This is a genomic window from Bifidobacterium sp. LH_730 (assembly GCF_056355835.1).
Map to the genome: position 1 here is coordinate 379,095 of NZ_JBKETB010000002.1, position 17,530 is coordinate 396,624.

Annotated in this window: 12 protein-coding genes and 1 tRNA gene; 6 read left to right on the forward strand and 7 right to left on the reverse strand. The window is 64.2% G+C overall.

Translation table 11 applies throughout. From position 1 onward, the window contains the following. The first annotated feature begins 10 nt into the window (after positions 1–10). Positions 11–1,003, forward strand: coding sequence for a class 1b ribonucleoside-diphosphate reductase subunit beta (gene nrdF, locus AC1AUD_RS04380; protein WP_476572434.1), 993 nt, complete (start codon positions 11–13; stop codon positions 1,001–1,003). A gap of 344 nt (positions 1,004–1,347) precedes the next feature. On the opposite strand, the gene AC1AUD_RS04385 is transcribed toward nrdF, so the two are convergent. Further along, positions 1,348–2,214: an aldo/keto reductase gene (locus tag AC1AUD_RS04385; protein WP_476572435.1), complete on the reverse strand. Its 867-nt coding sequence runs from the start codon at positions 2,212–2,214 to the stop codon at positions 1,348–1,350. Between the two features lie 830 nt (positions 2,215–3,044). On the opposite strand from AC1AUD_RS04385, the gene AC1AUD_RS04390 reads away from it, so the two are divergent. Next, positions 3,045–3,878 carry an SAF domain-containing protein gene (locus tag AC1AUD_RS04390; protein ID WP_476572578.1) on the forward strand — a complete coding sequence of 278 codons (834 nt, stop codon included), beginning with the start codon at positions 3,045–3,047 and terminating at the stop codon, positions 3,876–3,878. An 88-nt stretch (positions 3,879–3,966) separates the two neighbouring features. Here the strand turns inward: AC1AUD_RS04390 and AC1AUD_RS04395 are convergent, their stop codons facing one another. The 3 genes from AC1AUD_RS04395 to lysS all read right to left on the reverse strand — a co-directional run bounded on the left by AC1AUD_RS04395 (position 3,967) and on the right by lysS (position 7,906). Further along, the gene (locus AC1AUD_RS04395) at positions 3,967–4,707 is read right to left on the reverse strand and encodes a phosphoglyceromutase (RefSeq protein WP_476572437.1); all 741 of its coding nucleotides are present in this window, start codon (positions 4,705–4,707) and stop codon (positions 3,967–3,969) included. Positions 4,708–4,770: 63 nt separating this feature from the next. Continuing rightward, entirely contained in the window at positions 4,771–5,499 is a 729-nt protein-coding gene (menA, locus tag AC1AUD_RS04400) for a 1,4-dihydroxy-2-naphthoate octaprenyltransferase (RefSeq protein WP_476572439.1), read from the reverse strand. A gap of 715 nt (positions 5,500–6,214) precedes the next feature. Then, the gene (gene lysS / locus AC1AUD_RS04405) at positions 6,215–7,906 is read right to left on the reverse strand and encodes a lysine--tRNA ligase (protein ID WP_476572441.1); all 1,692 of its coding nucleotides are present in this window, start codon (positions 7,904–7,906) and stop codon (positions 6,215–6,217) included. A 322-nt stretch (positions 7,907–8,228) separates the two neighbouring features. On the opposite strand from lysS, the gene AC1AUD_RS04410 reads away from it, so the two are divergent. The 4 genes from AC1AUD_RS04410 to AC1AUD_RS04425 all read left to right on the forward strand — a co-directional run bounded on the left by AC1AUD_RS04410 (position 8,229) and on the right by AC1AUD_RS04425 (position 12,825). Next, positions 8,229–8,302: transfer RNA gene (locus AC1AUD_RS04410), tRNA-Pro, on the forward strand. A gap of 106 nt (positions 8,303–8,408) precedes the next feature. Continuing rightward, the gene (locus AC1AUD_RS04415; protein ID WP_476572443.1) at positions 8,409–9,599 is read left to right on the forward strand and encodes an MFS transporter; all 1,191 of its coding nucleotides are present in this window, start codon (positions 8,409–8,411) and stop codon (positions 9,597–9,599) included. A gap of 119 nt (positions 9,600–9,718) precedes the next feature. Further along, on the forward strand, positions 9,719–12,058 hold the full coding sequence (locus tag AC1AUD_RS04420) for a DUF4037 domain-containing protein (protein WP_476572445.1): 2,340 nt from the start codon (positions 9,719–9,721) through the stop codon (positions 12,056–12,058). A gap of 152 nt (positions 12,059–12,210) precedes the next feature. Further along, entirely contained in the window at positions 12,211–12,825 is a 615-nt protein-coding gene (locus tag AC1AUD_RS04425; RefSeq protein WP_476572447.1) for a DUF4125 family protein, read from the forward strand. On the opposite strand, the gene AC1AUD_RS04430 is transcribed toward AC1AUD_RS04425, so the two are convergent. The 3 genes from AC1AUD_RS04430 to AC1AUD_RS04440 form a co-directional block, all read right to left on the reverse strand. Then, positions 12,767–14,386, reverse strand: coding sequence for an alpha/beta hydrolase family protein (locus AC1AUD_RS04430; protein ID WP_476572449.1), 1,620 nt, complete (start codon positions 14,384–14,386; stop codon positions 12,767–12,769). The two genes, AC1AUD_RS04425 and AC1AUD_RS04430, sit on opposite strands and share 59 nt — an antisense overlap. 67 nt (positions 14,387–14,453) lie before the next feature. Further along, the gene (locus AC1AUD_RS04435) at positions 14,454–15,506 is read right to left on the reverse strand and encodes a hypothetical protein (RefSeq protein WP_476572451.1); all 1,053 of its coding nucleotides are present in this window, start codon (positions 15,504–15,506) and stop codon (positions 14,454–14,456) included. A gap of 11 nt (positions 15,507–15,517) precedes the next feature. Beyond that, positions 15,518–17,485 carry a PspC domain-containing protein gene (locus AC1AUD_RS04440; protein ID WP_476572453.1) on the reverse strand — a complete coding sequence of 656 codons (1,968 nt, stop codon included), beginning with the start codon at positions 17,483–17,485 and terminating at the stop codon, positions 15,518–15,520. Positions 17,486–17,530 lie beyond the last annotated feature (45 nt).

Here is a 17,530-nt window from a genome sequence, read left to right on the forward strand (position 1 = left end):
AAGGATTCCCATGGCACCGATTTCCATCCCACGCAAGCCGCTTAAGCTCATCGACCGCGTTTCCGCGATCAACTGGAACCGTCTCGAGGATGACAAGGACCTCGAGGTATGGGATCGCCTCACCGGCAATTTCTGGTTGCCGGAGAAAGTCCCGGTTTCCAACGACATCCCCGTATGGCAGCAGATGAGCGAGGAGGAACACACGCTCACCATGCGCGTGTTCACCGGCCTGACGCTCCTCGACACGATCCAAGGCACCGTCGGCGCCGTCTCGCTGATCCCCGACGCGCTCACGCCGCATGAGGAGGCCGTCTACACCAACATCGCGTTCATGGAATCCGTGCACGCGAAATCGTATTCCTCGATCTTCTCGACCCTGTGCTCGACCAAGGAGATCGACGCGGCGTTCGCATGGAGCGAGGAGAACGAATTCCTGCAGAGGAAGGCGCAGATCGTCCTCGACTATTACGAAGGCGACAATCCCTTGAAACGCAAGGTCGCCTCGACGCTGCTCGAGTCGTTCCTCTTCTATTCCGGCTTCTACCTGCCGATGTATTTCTCGTCGCACGCGAAACTAACGAACACGGCCGATGTGATCCGCCTCATCATCCGCGACGAGGCCGTGCACGGGTATTACATCGGCTACAAGTATCAGAAGGGGCTTGAATCCGCGAGCGACGCGGTGCGCGAGGAGATGGAGGCCTACACCTACGACCTGCTCAACGAGCTCTACGACAACGAGGTGGAATACACCGAATCCCTGTATTCGGGCGTCGGCCTGGTCGAGGACGTCGAGAAATTCCTGCGATACAACGGCAACAAGGCGCTGATGAACCTCGGATACCCGGCGCTGTTCCCCGCGGAGATCTGCGATGTGAACCCGGCGATCCTGGCATCGCTGTCACCGAACGCCGACGAGAACCACGATTTCTTCTCCGGCTCCGGTTCGTCCTATGTCATGGGCAAGGCCGTCGAAACCGATGACGACGACTGGGATTTCTAAGATCTCCGAGCCGTCGCCGCCGACACTCTTTTCGCGGTCTCAGTGCGCCGACGCATAAGGAATCGACGCGCAAGACGCGCCCGCTCATCACATAACGGACGACACGCCCGGAGTGCCGCAAAACTGTTGGTTGTTTGGTGCTTCTGTTGGTAATCGTCGTCATCACCTGAACCGCGGCTCCGAAGCGGAATGGCTCTATTCAGCCATTCCGCTTCGCTGTATTTCACCGGGTGCCACATCAAATTACCAACGGAAGCTCCAAACAACCAACAGTTTGCCCGGCGAGGCCGAACCATCGCCGCCCGGCCTCGCGTTCAGGCCTCTTTACAGCCCCGGTCGAAAGGTCAGCCGAGCTTGGCAAGCTCCTCAGCGCTGAGCTCCAGATCGCCGGCCTTGAGCGAATCGAGAATCGTTTCCGGCCGATGCGCGCCGGGGATCACGAACATGTGGTCGCCCTTGGCGAGCTCCCAGGCGAGCACGACCTGCTGCCAGCTGACGCCATGCGCGGCCGCCACCTCGCGGAACGGGTCGAACTTCGTTTCATCGTAGGGATGGCGATATCCGCCGAGCGGGCTCCAGCACACGAAGGCCAGCCCATGCTGACGGCAGTATTCGAGCGTGTCGGCGGTCTCGAGATGAATCGGCGAATACTGGTTCTGCACGGCGATGAGGCGGTCGCCGAGGATCGAACGCGCGATCTCCAACTGCTCGATCGTGGCGTTGGACACACCGGCGTATTTCGCCACGCCCTCGTCGACGAGCTGCTTGATCGCCTCGATGGACTGGTCGTAGGGCACCTCCGGGTCATGGCGGTGCAGATACAGCAGGTCGATGGCGTCCACGCCGAGCGCCATCGCCGACTGCTTGCCGTATTCGATCAGATGCTCGGGCTTGCCGTCGCGCGGCCACAGCGGCTCGCCGTTCGGCCCCCATTCGCGGCGCAGACCGACCTTCGTGGCGACGGTAACCTCTTCGCGCGGCCCCTTCCAGCTTTCCAGCGCCTCGCGCGTCAGCTTCTCGCCGGTCTGCTCCTCCTCGCCCGGCGTGTAATACGCCCATGCGGTGTCGATATGACGGCATCCCGCGTCAAGCGAGGCGTGCAAGGTCTCGATGCCCTTGTCATGGCCGAGGTTGTTCTCGATGGTCAACGGCATTTCGCCGTGGCCGATCGCCGTCGTGTCATACGGTCCCAGATTGCGATGCAGCACCATATCCGCTCCTTTGTGCTCGTGTGTATGGCGTCCGACTGTCTCGGCGCACGGCGCGCGACAAACTCATGCCGCGCACGCGTCACTTGTGCGTCGAGTCAACGTTTCCTCTTCATTATCCTCCCGCCGCTCCGCGCACGGCGTTTTGCTTCCATGTTTCGCGCATGGGTAACCAGCCCCAACCAACGGTGTTCCTGATACCGACGGTGTTACTTATGCCGCCAATGACGCCGCCGCCAACGCTATCGTCACGCCTGATGTTCCAATGGTTCCGGCGTTCCCAACGTGCCGATCGCCTCCCCAATTATCATCCTCCTCACCACCTCTCTCCTCCCCTCCTCCGCCAACTCTCTCCTTCCCTCACCCACCCTCACCACGGTGCCCTTAACTCCACCGTGCGGTTTTCTCCACGGTGCTGCAATGCGCAAAATGGCGGAATAAAGCCAAAACGATGTTTACCGCACCGTGGGGTTTGCAGCACGGTGGAGAAAACATCACCGTGGAAGAAGGGACACCATGCGTTGTGCACCGAACGCCCGCGTCGCGACGCCACATGGACGTCATGTTGCGATACGCCTCTGGCACCTCGGTTCCTCGGTTATCCACAATCGCTCCGACAGGCGGTTTACCCAATGATTTCAACGGGTTGCAGACTTTTCCACAGCGCGACGCCAGCCTCCGACCACAATGCTCGGTTGCACTGGACAAACACCCACGCACCGCTCCACAGTGGACATAGCCATGGGCGGAACACCCACCCGGCGAAGGAGACGGATATGGGATTGACTGGCACGCATAAGACGCAACGGGGATCGCTCAGATGGCGGCGGAGAATGGCGCTGGCACGGCGACTGGCGGCGGCCTGTTGCGCGGGATTGGCGGTGTATGCGGGCTTGGATTGCGTGATCTCCGCAACGGACACTGTCGCGGTGGTCGTCGCAGATTCCGCGATCAAGCGAGGCGAACGCATCACGGCGGATATGGTGTCATTGCGCACGGTCGCGACCTCGTCGGTGCTGCGCTCGGCATTGCGCGATACCACAGCGGCCGTGGGGCGTGTGGCGCAGGTCGATATCGAGGCCGGCCAGCCGTTGTTCGCCGCGTTCGCCGATGCGATGCCTGTGGTGCCGGAGGGATACACGGTGGTCGAGGTGCGCCTGTCCAGCGACGCCACACGCGTGGTGATGGGCGATGTGGTGTCGCTGGCTTCCGCGGCGGGTTGTTCGGCAGATGCGAGGATCGGTGGTGATGCCGGAATTGGGCTCACCGAGAGTGATATGAATGCCGGCGCAGCAGGCAATACGGAAGATTCGCCGAACACCGGAAACGCAAGCGATGCCAACGCACAACCCATGCCCGGCGAAGATGCCGGCACAACCGACAGCGCGGACAGCATTCCGACCGACGAGAGCGCGGAAACATCCGATGTTCCGGCAAACGATGGGACCATCGCAGCCTGCGTGCTCGCGGAGCGAGCGATAGTGATGGACCAACCGGCCAAGAGCAACGGCGGTTTGCTTGACACGGATTCACCTGATACAAGGGTCGTGCCGCTCGCCATGCCGCCGGACGCCGCGCTGCGCGTCATGGAGTCTCAGGAGGCCGGCGCCATCGTCGCCGTTCGTTCGGCGGACGATGCGGCTAAAACGAGGTCGTCGCGGGACTGAGATCCTTCGACTCGCTGCGCTCGCTCAGGATGACCTTGTGAATATGAAAAACCCGGCCGAAGAGGCCGGGTCTTTCATATTTAGAAGGTCACTTCTGGCCCTGGGCAGCCACGGCGGCGGCGCCGGCGGCGGCAGCCTCCGGGTCGAGGTACTCGCCGCGAGGCTTGATCGGCTTGAAGTTCTCGTCCAGCTCGTAGAGCAGCGGCATGGCGGTCGGGATGTTGACCTTGGCGATCTCCTCCTCGGAGAGGTTGTCAAGCATCTTCACGATGGCGCGCAGGCTGTTGCCGTGGGCGGCGATCAGCACGGTCTTGCCGGCCTTGAGCTCGGGCTCGATGTCGGACTTGAAGAAGGGCTCGACGCGCTTGACCACATCGGCCAGGCACTCGGCCTCGGGCACCGGATCGCCGGCGTAGCGCGGATCGTTGTTCTGCGCATACTGATCGTTCGGATCGATCTCCGGCGGCGGGGTCGCGTAGGAACGACGCCACAGCATGAACTTCTCGTCGCCGTATTCCTGACGGATCTCGGTCTTGTTCTTGCCCTGGAGGGCGCCGTAGTGACGCTCGTTGAGGCGCCAATTGCGCACGACCGGAATCCACAGACGGTCGGCCTCATCGAGGGCGACGTTGGCGGTGTTGATGGCGCGACGCAGCATCGAGGTGAAGACGATGTCCGGCAGGACGTTCTTCTCCTTGAGCAGGCGGCCGCCGTTCTTGGCCTCCTCGACACCCTGCTCGGTCAGCGGGACGTCGACCCAGCCGGTGAACTGATTGGTTTTGTTCCATGCGCTCTGCCCATGGCGGAGCAGTACTAGTTTGTAAGACATACTCCGTACTCTACCCGGCCCACGGTATTTTTCACGCTCGGCACCGCATATCCGCCCGCAGCGTCACCACGCGGCCATCCACATGCTGTGACCGATCAGCGCAGCGCACCACGCCAGCGCCGAAACCAAGGTGAACAGACCTGCGGCGGACAGCGCGCGCCGATAATCCATACGATGCACGAACCACGCGGGCACCGTCGCGAACGCCAACGGCACGGCGACCACGACGCTTGGCACCGCCACACCGCCCCAGCGCATCGGGAGACTTCCAAACGCGTGGATACTGACAATCACCGACAGCGCAAGCAGCGCATACAGCGTGACCGTGGCCTTCCCCAACCCCACGCGCGAGGCATAGGTGCGTTTGCCGGACTCACGGTCGGAGGGGATATCGCGGATATTGTTGACGAGCAGCAGCACGGCAGCGTTCAGCCCAGCCGCGACGGCAGCGGGAGTCAGCCGCGCCGACAGACCGAGCTCGCCCAGGATGGCGTACTGGGTGCCGGCCACGGCGATGGGACCGAAGAACAGGAAGACGAATACCTCGCCCCAGCCCCGGTATCCATAAGGATGTTTGCCACCGGTATAGAACCAACCGGCGATCAAGCTGGCGACCCCAACAGCCAGCAACCCCCACCGGCCGCCCGCAATAATCACGACCAAACCAACCACGCAGGCCACGCCCGCCGCGATACCGGCCGCCGCAAGCACGCGCTTCGGCGCCACCCCCGAAGCCACCAGCCTAGCCGGCGCGGCACCGTGTCCTCCCCCTGACAAGAGAGACGCCGACATATCTCCTCCCTCTGACGAGGGAGGTGTCGGCCTCTGGCCGACGGAGGGAGAGACATCGGAGGGAGAGACTTCGGAGAGAGCGTCCCCGGAAGACGCACCCATCCCCCTCCCCGCATCCGTCCCCCGCACGCCATCGGAATAATCATTGGCGAAGTTCACCGCCACCTGCAGCGCCAATGCCACGACCAAGCAGCCGACGAACGCCCACCAAAACCAACCGGAGGTAATGCCCGCGGCCTGCAGAGGATCCCCGCAAGTCCGCGCCGCTTCATCCGCACCGAGACCCACGGCGCATCGCCACCGCAACTCCGCGGCTTGGTTCCAAGCCAGCGCCGCGCCAACCAGCACCGGCGCAATCGACGCCGGCAGCGTCTTCGGCCGCATCCCCGCAATCCACATCCTTGTGTTCATATATCCAGTATCTCATTTTCGTTGAAAAAAACGCCCGACTGGAGTCGGGCGGGCGAGGGGTGAGGAGTACGGAGCGGAGGACGGAGAGGTGGTTGCGTTCTGTTATAAGGATGGCTCCGCCGGCACGGGAGTGCACTGCACTCCCTCTTCGGCCGGCTCGCGCGGCCGGCTCATGTAATTCCTTCGGAATTACGGCCGGCCGCTTAATTCAGCGGGACAACGGATGGCTCCGCCGGGGCGAAAGCCCACTGGGCTTTCGCCTATTCCGGTTCGCGTGAAGCCGATATTGAATTAAGGCTTCGCCTTAATTCAGCGGCTTCACCAACGGGAAGGTAATCGTCTCGCGGATCGTTGCACCGGTCAGAGCGATGAGCAAGCGGTCGATGCCCATGCCCATGCCGCCGGCCGGCGGCATGCCGACGCCGAGGGCCTCGAGGAAGTCCTCATCGATGTCGCAGGCCTCTTCATCGCCGGCGAGCGCGTCCTTGGCCTGGGCCACGAAGCGTTCACGCTGCACGATCGGATCGTTGAGCTCGGAGTAGCCGGTGGCCAGCTCGAAGCCACGCACGTAGAGATCCCACTTCTCCACGACGCCGGGCTTGGAGCGGTGTCCCTTGACCAGCGGGGAGGTCTCGACCGGGAAGTCGCGCACGAAGGTCGGCTCGTAGAGCTTGTCCTCGTAGAAGTGCTCCCACAGGTGCTCGACGAGCTTGCCGTGGTTCTCCACGTCGTCGCGCTCGACGCCGAGCTTGTCGGCGATCGCGCCAAGATGCTCGACGGAGGTGCCGGGGGCGTCCGGGCCGCCGTTGGGCACGATCTGTTCGCCAAGGGCCTCGGAGAGGGAGTCATACATGCTCATCGACTTCCATTCGCCGCCGAAGTCGTATTCGGTGCCGTCGTTCAGCGTCACGACATAGGAGCCGAACACATCCTTGGCGGTCTGCTGCACCAGCTCCTTGACGAGCGCGCCGATCGTGTCATAGGTGCCGTAGGCCTGGTAGGCCTCGACCATCGTGAACTCGGGGGCGTGCGTGGCATCGACGCCCTCGTTGCGGAAGTCGCGGTTGATCTCGAACACGCGGTCGATGCCGCCCACGAGGCAACGCTTCAGGAACAGCTCCGGCGCGATGCGCAGGTAGAGGTCGAGGTCGAAGGCATTCATATGCGTGGTGAACGGGCGGGCCGCGGCGCCGCCGTGCAGGGTCTGCAGCATCGGCGTCTCGACCTCGAGGAAGTCGTGGTTGTCGAAGGTGCGGCGCAGCGAAGCGACAGCCTTCGAACGGTTGCGCACCATGGAGCGGATCTTCTCGTCCGCGATCATGCCGATATACGGCTTGCGGGTGCGGGTGTCCTCGTTGAGCTCCTTGTGCAGGGCCGGCAGCGGCTGCAGCGCCTTGGAAGCGATGGCCCACTCGGTGGCGAACACCGACAGCTCGCCGGTCTTCGAGGAGATGACGCGCCCGCGCACATAGAGATGGTCGCCCAGATCGACGAGCTGCTTGAACTGCTTCAGGGAGTCGGCGCCGACCTCCTTCTTGGAGATCATGGCCTGGATCTTGGTGCCGTCGCCCGCGGAGAGCTGCACGAAGTTGAGTCCGCCGGCGTTGCGGATGAACAGCACACGCCCGGCGATACCAACCATATCCTCGGTTTCCTGACCGGCCTCAAGCGTGCCGTCATACTTGGCGCGCACCGCTTCGATGGTGTCGGTCACATCGAGATGCACCGGATACGGCGCCATGCCATCCTTGAGCATCATCGCGCGCTTGGCGACGCGCATCTGCACCTGCTCCGGGTGGGCCAGCGGGCCGAATTCCTTGTTCGACGGATCCACGGCCTCGTCGAGGCTGGCGCCGGCGTCGATGCGGGAGCGGATCGCGGCGTCCTGCCTCAGCAGCATCTCGGCGCGTTCCACGGTCGTCATCTGGGGGACGGCCGGAGCGTCGGCGGCCTCGGTATTTTCAGTGTTTTCCATATTTTCGACAGCTTCAGACATAACTCACCAGTGTACGGCTCCATAATGACCGTCAGAACGGCCGCCCTTATCCATGCCGGCGTACGTTTCCAAGCAGTCCGACGATAGGACTGCGCACAATCGTACGGATGGATAGCTTCAGCGTACGTTTCCACGCAGGGAAACCGTATGAGTGCGCAGAAACGTACTCATGGACGGAGCCAGCATACGAAAATGCGCAGCCGTATCGCGCAAGTGCTCAGAAACGTACGCCAACGCATGCGGCGCAAGCCGCCACACCGTCGCGACACCACGGATTTGCATTTGTCGGCGGGTACGTTGTATTATCTACGACGTTGTCTGACGGGCTGTAGCGCAGCTTGGTAGCGCGCTTCGTTCGGGACGAAGAGGCCGCGGGTTCAAATCCCGCCAGCCCGACAACCGAAAGGGAATCGCCGAGGAATCGGCGGTTCCCTTTCTTCATGTTTCCATGCAGCCGTGTGGCAGGTCCGCGCGCGAATCCCGCGATCCCTAGGAGGCACCCATGAAGAAGAGTCTGCTTGCGCTGGCATCCGGCGCGTTCATCCTCGGCGCCGCCGAATTCGTGATGATGGGCATTCTGCCGCAGGCCGCCGCGGCGATGAGCGTGTCCATCCCCACCGCCGGGCATTTCATCTCGGCCTATGCCATCGGCGTGTGCGTCGGCACGCTGATTCTGGTATTCGGCCGCAAAGTCTCCCCGCGCAATCTGGTCATTTTCTTCATGCTGCTGGCGCTGGCGGGCAACGCGATGAGCGTCGTGGCGCCCAACGCCATGTTCCTCGTCGTCGCGCGTTTCATCTCCGGACTGCCGCACGGCGCGTTCTTCGGCACGGCCACGCTGATTGCCAAGACGCTCGCCGAACCCGGCAAGGAGGCGCGCGCCGTGTCGATGATGGTCACCGGCCAGACGGTCGCCAATATGCTGGGCGTGCCCGCCGGCACGCTGCTCGCCGAGCACCTGAGCTGGCGCATGGCCTTCGCGCTGCTCGCCGGATGGGCCGCGCTGACCGCCGTGCTCACGCTGGTGTGGGTGCCGCGCGTCGACGCGGTGAAGGACGTGGGATTGGCCGGCCAGTTCCGTTTCCTGTCCAAGCCGGGCCCGTGGCTGATTCTGGGCGCCGTGTTCCTTGGCAATTCCGGCATCTTCTGCTGGTGGAGCTACGTCTCCCCGTGGCTGCAGCGCATCGGCGGGTGGGGTTCTGAGCTTGTGCCGATGCTGATGATGCTCGCCGGCTTCGGCATGGTCATCGGCGGCATCGTCGGCGGCAGGATCACCGACCGCTGGCGTCACGCCGGCACCGCGGCGATCGGCCAGGCCATCGGCGGCGCCGGATTGCTGCTGGTCTTCCTGGTGCCGGGCAACTTGGCCACCACGGCCGCGCTCACCTTCCTCATCGCCTTCGGCCTGTTCTTCATCTCCGCCCCGCAGCAGCTGCTGATGACCGAGGCCGGCAAAGGCGGCGGCGAGCTCATCGGCGGCGCAAGCGTGCAGGTCGCGTTCAACGGCGGCAATGCGGTCGGTTCGATGGTCGGCGGCATGGCGCTGACGGCCACCGGCATGAACTATCATTCCATCGGTCTGGCCGGTCTGCCGCTGGCCGTGGCGGCCGTGGCGCTGCTGGTCATCTTCTCGAAGCGATATGAGACCGACACCGACGCGTTTGAGCGCATGCGCGAGATCAAGGTTGGCTGAGCGACCGGCCCGCGCCCTGTGACTGAGACGAAGGTCACACCGCGGCACCGCGCGCGCCGTCCGCACTGACCATAGACTGGCAGAAGTGCGTGCGGTGCCGCGCGCGTAGGGAGGCTGACATGGCTGACGAGGAAGCGCTGCTCAAGGCATATGCGGAGGGCTTCGGGCATGGCCCCGGGGATGCGGATGACACGGGTTTCGATATGGATCCCGATGCGCCGGAGACCTCCGATTTCGATGTGAACCGGTTCCTCGCGGGACTTGACGCGATATTCGACCGCCACGCGGCGGCGGACGAAGCGGGTCCCTATCTTGAGCAGGCGATGGCGGATGCGGAGAATGCGGGCGATGACGCCGGCTTGCTCACCGTGCTCAACGAGACGATGGGCTTCTACCGTTCGCAGGGCCGGCACGAAGAGAATCAGTGGATCGTGCAGCGGGCCATCGAATTGGCGCTGCGCATGGGTTTGGAGGGGACCGAGGCGTGGGCGACGACGCTGATCAACTGCGCGACGGCGATGCGCGCGGCGGAATGCTACGACCAGTCCGAGGATTTGTATCGCCAGGCGCTGGAGTGTTCCGAGCGCGTGCTGGGACCGAAGGACCGGCGCATCGCGGCGTTGCACAACAATCTGTCGATGCTGTATTCGCAGACCGGGCGGCTGGAGCAGGCGCGGCATGAGCTCGAACTGGCGCTTGGCGTGCTTGAGTCCGCCTCCGTGAACCCGGACGAGGATCTTGATGTGGCCAGCACCCACACCAATCTGGCGTTGGTGCTGCTGCAGGAGGCGGGTGGCGCGGCGAATGCGGCGGATACGGCGGCCGATTTTCTTGCGCAGGCCGACGCGCATGCGACGAAGGCATTGGACATCTACGCGACCGGGCACCTGGAACATTCGGCGCATTTCGCCTCGGCGTTGGCCGGACTGGCGCAGGTGCGCTTCGCCGAGAAACGATACGCCGACGCGGTCGAACTGTATCGACGTTCGCTGACGGTGATCGAGGAATGCTACGGCCGCGACACCGATTACTGGCGCATCACCAAAGCGAATCTTGACGAGGCCGAACAGCGGGCGGGCGAGGCTGGCACGACCCATCAGATCGGTGACAACGAACAACCGACCAGCATGTGCGTGGAAACCGATGCAACATCCGCAGTCTCACTCGGGCATTCCGGCAATAGCGCAGACGTCCACGAAGACACCGGACATGAGGCAATGGCGAAAGCCGCGCCCGAGGAAACCGCTGCGTCTAGAGGCATCGCCATCACTCCCCTCCCTTCGGGCATGGCGCTGGCGCGCGCCTTCTGGGAGCAGGTCGTGCGCCCGATGATTGCCGAACGCTATCCGGAGTATGCGCCGCGCATCGCGGCCGGGCTGGTCGGGCATGGTTCGGAATGCTATGGCTTCGATGACGCGATTTCGCAGGACCACGATTTCGGCCCGCGCTGCTGCCTGTGGCTCACCGACGAGGATCACGCCGCCATTGGCGAGCGCTTGCAATCCGACTACGAGGCTCTGCCCCGCTCGTTCACAGTGGATGAGTCCCGAACGATTGCCTTTGATGACAAGATGGCCTCAACGCCATCTGCCAACAGCAACAAAACATGCGGCACAGGAAACGACAACAGCGCCAACGACGAAGCGCCCGACGTTGCCAGCGATGCCGACTGCGGCAGCGTCGGGACTCGCCGCGCTGACGTTGACACCAATCCCATGATGGCGCGCACGCCGCGGGCGCAGGGCGCGGGCCGGCGCGAAGGCGTGTTCTCCATCGGCGGGTTCTTCGAATCGATCACCGGATATCGTCAGGCTCCGCCGGCCGACCGGCCGCATGAGTGGCTAATGCTGGACGAGGCAACGCTTGCCGCAGCCACGAATGGCGCCGTCTTCGCCGACCCGCTCGGCGACTTCTCGGCCACGCGCCAAGGCTTCAAGGCGATGCCCGACGACGTGCGCCTGTCGCTGATCTCCCGTCGTCTCGGCATGATCGCACAGGCCGGTCAATACAATCTCCCCCGCATGTTAGAGCGCGGCGACGGCGCAGCGGCATGGCTGTCCATCCGCGAATTCGTCGACGCGACGGCATCGCTGGTGTTCCTGTTCAACGGGCCGATCACGGTGGGATACCTACCGTATTACAAGTGGAGTTTCGCCGCGCTGCGCCGGCTTTCCTCGCGCATCGCCACCCGCATGGCGGATGTATGCGAACAGCTGGAAAACGTAATGCGCCTCGCCTCCGCGGCCTGCTACGGCGGCGAGGGCTTCGGCGAAGGCGGCAAGGGCTCGGGGCCAGCCATCGAACGCATCGAATCGACCATCGAGCAAATCTGCGCGCAGATCGTCGTCGAGCTCAAGCGCGAGGGACTGACGCGCAGCGACGAGACCTTCCTCGAATGGCAGAGACCTTACGTCGAGGAACACATCCAAAGCGACAATCCGGTGCTGCGATCACTCTGACCCGGGCACTCGTGTCCGGGACGGCGCGTGAACATCCTGTCTCCTCGGCATACGGCATCATTCCGAGGAGACAGGATGCCGCCGCATGTCAGGCGTCCCCGAACATCACCGTATGCCAATGCCCCCTCAGCCACCAAGGAAAAGGAGACCTCATGGAGAACATCGACACGTTGCACGCGAAAATCGTGCTGCACGAATGGAAGCAGTTCCAACAGACCAACAACGAGGGCGGGCGAGCCTCATGCCAGGGCAATTGGCCGATGTTCCAGCAGATGCGCATGAGCCAGTTCCTCACATGGCCCGCCGAACTGCTCGAAAGCTATGAAGCCGATCTGACGGCCGCCGACGCCGTGGACCGTAACCTCATCACTGAGAAATACGGCCGCATGATGGCCTCGACCGCGCCCGAACAGTTCAAGGAGACCATCGAGCCGTATATCCCGAAGCTCTCCGACGAGCGCATCGCGCGTCAGGAGCAGGTCATCGCCACGCAGGTGGCGTGGGCCGACGACTTCCGCAGCCGCTACCCCAAACTAGGCGCCGCGATGCGCGTGCTCACCACCGCCGAGGACACACCCGAGGTCACGAGTTTCGAAACCTATCTGCGCGGCGAACTGGGCACCTATTCGGATGGGACCTTCGCGCTCTACGAGCGTTTCGTGGCCGATCTCAAGGCCGCAAACCGCAACCTCACCGAGGAAACGATTCTCAACACCGTGCGTCTAGGCGGTTTCGCCGACCTCGACGAAGCCGAAGCCGCGCAGTAACCATCACCACGAGAACAAACCCCAGAAGGCCATGACGGTCAGCGCGGCCAGCAGACCGAGCAGGGTCAGCGCATAGACGCTCCAGCGCAATGCGCTTACGCCTCCGACGCGCACAACACGCCACAGCCGCACCATCAGCCACGCGCACAGCACGGCGCAGAGCACGGCATCGACCTGCAGCACACCCCAAGCGACAGCGAATCCCGCCGCATTGGATTGGCCATGCAACGCCTGGATGATCACCGTCGAGACATAGCCGGCGAGCAGCAGCACCATCGCGGCGTCCGCGACCGTCGGCGATATGCCGCCCGGAAACCACCGACAGCCGACCGTGACCATCGGCATGCAGCCATCGCTCACACCGACACGGCATGTCGCGATACGACGCCCTACGGCGGTGCAACATGTCACACACAGCCACCGCAAATCCCAGCACTCCGGCAGCAAGCAGGCAGATCAGAGATCCCGCCATCAACCCAACGAGCACGCCGAGCGATCCAATGATGCCGGACTTGGTTTGCTCCGGCACAGCATAATGCTGATCCGGCTGCGCGCCGGCGATGCGCGGCGTGGCCCAGCCATCCGCGCCGGCCCCGGTGGCCACGCCGTTCACCCAGTTGCTCAGCGCCTTCGTATATCCGTCCGCCAGCGGCAGTCCGGAGGTAAACAGTCCCTCCCCCGCGCGCATCTGATGGTTGGCCCGGAAATAACGCACGGTCACATTGTCATTGCCTTGGGCGGCGGTCACGTCGAGCACGGTGCGAGCGCCTTGCTCGATCGGCATGGCGGGGTCGAGCGTGCCGTAGTTGACCAGCACCGGCATGGTCAGCGTCTTGAGATACCGCGCCGCGTCGAAATCCGCGTATGCGAGGTCGAAGGGCGCAAAATCCATTGACATGAGCTTGGCCACGTCACGCAGCACTGGTTCGGGCGCGCCGGCCGCATGGGCGTAGGCGCTGACCGCCATCGCCATCTGTTCGCGCCCTTTGAACACCGGCGCGGAGGAAAGAATGGAAAAGGCGATGTCCCGCCGCTGCCCGCCCATCATCGTGGAGATCCATGTGCCTTCGGATTCGGCGTAGACGCCGGTGTGCGACCGGTCCACGCCGGGCACGGCGAGCAACTGGTCGAAGGCGCGGGAATAATCACGGGCGAACCGCGCGTAATCCCTGTGCAGCGGCGTGTAATTGGCGGTGCGTTTGGCCGGCACCAAGGTGACGATGCCGGCGGAGGCCATCGCGTTGGCGATATCGCCGAAATCCTCCTGCCCGGCGGTGCCGGAGCCGTGGATGAACAGGCATGCGGGGCGTGGCCCCGCCGCGCCGATTGGCTCGCGCAGGATGGCGGGCAGTCTGGCGCCATCCTCAGTTTCGATCGTCAGTGTGGTTTGCCTGGTGCGATATGCGCCCTCATGGTCGATCCGCACGCCTTTGGGTTCGATGGCGGGATCGGACGATTCGACAGCGATATGGTTTTCGAAGGACACTGCCCGCCACTGGGGCATCATCATCTGTCCCAGAACGACGAGCACTGCCAGCAGAGCCACCGCAGCGGCAGCCACTGGCAGTATTCGCCTCCCCATCCTGTTCACATCCCCTCACTGTAGTCAGCATGTTTGCAGACTGGCGTCATTCCCGAGGCGTATCGTCCCCGTCACGCCTCGGCGAACGAGCATTCGGAGAGGCGCCGTCACGCTGGTCATTCGCAGTGCTCTTATCGGTTTCATCCTTCTGCGCCGACGCCCGACGCGTATGCGCAGCCTTGGCGGCTCCCCATACGATGGCGATGACGACGAGCAACACGCCCAGCCCGCCGATGCACAGGGCGACGAACGCCTCGGGCGAGACGCGCAGCAGATCGATGAGTCCGAACATGCTGTTGCTCACGCCGAAACCGAAGAACATGCCGATCACACCAAGAATCAGCGTCAGCACACCGAACACGATGGTCGGACCACTGGGACCGGTTTTGGGCTGCGGTTCGGGCAACGGCGCGGGAGCGGCCACCGGGACCTGCACGAAGGGTTGCGCTGGGGCTGCGCCCATGCCCGGGGTCTGTATCCACGGATTGCCCGGAGCGCCGGGCATCGGGGTCACCGGTGGCTGCGTGGCATACAGCGGCACACCATCGGACGACGGCAACCCGTCACTTGGCAGTGCGGCGCCGACCGGTATGGCAGTGCCAGCCGCCTCCGGCATCGGCCCAGCATCCGGAATCGACCCGTCAATCGAAGTCGGCCCGTCAATCGGGACCGTCGGTTCGTCCGGCGAAGCCACCCCCGCCTCGACCTGTGACGGCGCCTGAGCCTCTACCGGCAAGGCCTCGGTGGGAGCCTCCACCGCCGACATCTCACGCGTTGGGTCCATGCCATCCTGCGTGGGCATAACCACCGTGTCGCTGGCAACCGGCGCAGGCAATACTCCAGTCGGCGCAGCATCACCCGCCGCAACGGGCATCACCACGGTATCGCCCGCCGACGCGAGGTCCATGGTTTCGGTCGGCGAATCATCCGCCCGCCCGAACACCGCCGGCATCGCCTCGGTCGGCGCGCCATCATCCGCCGCAACCGGCATCACCGCCGTGTCGCCCACGGGATCGGACACCGCGGCCAAATCGATGGTTTCCGTCGACTGGCCGTCCGCACGCACGTCGGCATTCATCATCGTTTCACGCTCGTTCATCTCATGCTCCTTCATTTGACGCTCCGGGAGAACTCGACGTACCCGGGCAGTTGACTGTCGGATGCCTGGACGACGGACACGCGCCCGCCGATGGCGTCGACGTTGATCCTCAGATAGTCTGCGTAATGGTTGAGATCGTCACCGGTGTATCCGTCCTCATCCCAGCCGTACTCGTCCCAATCGTCGTTCGCGTATTCATATCCGTATCCGTATTCATATCCGCCGTCGAAGGTCGGGCTGACGTTCAGATCAACGTTGTTATCGGTGACGACGGACCAAGGCCCGCCCAAAGCGGTGATTCCTTCCAAAGCGCCGCCCCAACGAGTGGAGAAGACATAGTGGCAGCCATCGGGGACCGTCACCTGCACCTGCGCGCGGTTCGCGGCGATGTTGATCTGCCCGGTCGGGCAGGTTTTCGCCTCGGACAGGTCGATGTTGGCGACGGAGGAGGCATAGGAGGAGCCGTTGAAACGCACGCCTTGCTCCAGACGTGCCATAAGCGCGTCATCGTAGTCGGCGACCCAGTAGTTCCGTGCGCCGTCCGGGCCTTGCACGGAGCGTATGCCGTCGGCGTCGCGCGATTCGTAGTTGAGTCCGAAATCGACCTGCGCGTAGGAATCGGTGTTGTGCTCGGCTCGATAGAAGACGTAGGCGTAGCCGAGGCTGGTGAACATCATGCAGACGGCCGTGAAGCCAGCGATCAGCGTGACCGGGATGAGGCCGCCGGAACGGCGCCCGCGCACGCCGAGCACCACCAGCGTCAGGCCGAGCACGATGCACACCGCGCAGATCCATGTCGTCGCCATGGCCATGACATCGCCCGGGCCCATCGGGACGAGGCCAAGCGACATAACGCCCATCAAGATGGCCGCCGACAGCAACGACAGACCGAGCAGCGACAGGACCAGCGTCGGCCCGGCCGGCTTGCGGCGGGCATAGCGGGGTCCAGCCGGAGCGGGCTTCGGGGCGCGGTATCCGGCCGGAGCAGGCATGGTGGCGGCACCGGCCGGAGCCATAGGCGACGCGGGCGCGAAGCCGGAGGGTTGGCCGTTGCGCGCGGCGCCATACGGCTGATAGGGGTTGGCGGGAGCGTCATGGAAACCAGTGTCCGATGGCTTGGCGGCATGGGCGAACGCTTGGGCCGGATCGGAGGTCGGATGCGCCGCGGAGGGGCCGGAACCGTATGCCGCGGCAGGACCGGACATGCCGGGGGCCGGCATATGCGGCGCGGACGCTGGATATGCGGTCGCGCTGGGCACCGCATTGGGCGCCGCGCCAGGCATCCCGCCCGGCGTTCCGTTCAGCCCTCCGCCAGGAGCGCGGTAGGCATAGCCATAGCCTTCGCTCTGCCGGATCGCGCTCTGTGCCAGGAACCACAGGAAGGCCGCGGCGAGCGCGATGGCCAGCCATCCGAAGCCGGGGAGGATGATGGCCACGGCCATGCACAGGAAGGCGCCGAGGCAGTCCCACTGCCAATGCCCTTCGATCAGATCCTCGACGAGGATATGCCCGGTGCGCGCGTCGGGCAGCAGCAGCCAGGCGAAGGCGTAGACCGCCGCGCCGAAGCCGAACAGCAGCACCGATGCGGCCAACAGCGCACGGGTGAGGGTGGGACTCCAGCCGAGGCGCGCGGCCAGTCCGGAGCAGACGCCGCCGATCCAGCGGTCATCGCCGCGCATCATGCCGGTCGACCGGATCCACGAGAAGAAGCGGCGCGGCTTGCGGGGAGCCGGGTTAGGCGAGGACTGCGGCATGGCTCCGGGGGCGGGAGCGCCATATGCGGAGCCTTGCCGAGGACCGCCGTTTGCGCGGAAACCCGGTTGGGCACCCGGTTCACCGGCATCGGCGTGCGAGGGAGGATTCTGCCAGCCGCCGTATGCCGGCCCACCCTGTGGATTGGAGGCGCCATTCGCGGCGCCATATGCGGCACCACCCGGCTGCCCGGGGAACGCATGCGAAAAATCATTGGGATTGCTCATATCTCCATTACAGCAATCCCGGCCCGTCCAACGCACCCGGGCCTT

What these genes read in the sequence shown, in the direction of transcription:
- AC1AUD_RS04390 (WP_476572578.1), top strand. Translation starts at nt 3,045, where the DNA reads ATGGCGCTGGCACGGCGACTGGCGGCGGCCTGTTGCGCGGGATTGGCG.
- AC1AUD_RS04420 (WP_476572445.1), top strand. Translation starts at nt 9,719, where the DNA reads ATGGCTGACGAGGAAGCGCTGCTCAAGGCATATGCGGAGGGCTTCGGG.
- AC1AUD_RS04415 (WP_476572443.1), top strand. Translation starts at nt 8,409, where the DNA reads ATGAAGAAGAGTCTGCTTGCGCTGGCATCCGGCGCGTTCATCCTCGGC.
- lysS (WP_476572441.1), bottom strand. Translation starts at nt 7,906, where the DNA reads ATGTCTGAAGCTGTCGAAAATATGGAAAACACTGAAAATACCGAGGCC.
- AC1AUD_RS04385 (WP_476572435.1), bottom strand. Translation starts at nt 2,214, where the DNA reads ATGGTGCTGCATCGCAATCTGGGACCGTATGACACGACGGCGATCGGC.
- AC1AUD_RS04440 (WP_476572453.1), bottom strand. Translation starts at nt 17,485, where the DNA reads ATGAGCAATCCCAATGATTTTTCGCATGCGTTCCCCGGGCAGCCGGGT.
- menA (WP_476572439.1), bottom strand. Translation starts at nt 5,499, where the DNA reads ATGTCGGCGTCTCTCTTGTCAGGGGGAGGACACGGTGCCGCGCCGGCT.
- AC1AUD_RS04425 (WP_476572447.1), top strand. Translation starts at nt 12,211, where the DNA reads ATGGAGAACATCGACACGTTGCACGCGAAAATCGTGCTGCACGAATGG.
- AC1AUD_RS04395 (WP_476572437.1), bottom strand. Translation starts at nt 4,707, where the DNA reads ATGTCTTACAAACTAGTACTGCTCCGCCATGGGCAGAGCGCATGGAAC.
- AC1AUD_RS04435 (WP_476572451.1), bottom strand. Translation starts at nt 15,506, where the DNA reads ATGAACGAGCGTGAAACGATGATGAATGCCGACGTGCGTGCGGACGGC.
- nrdF (WP_476572434.1), top strand. Translation starts at nt 11, where the DNA reads ATGGCACCGATTTCCATCCCACGCAAGCCGCTTAAGCTCATCGACCGC.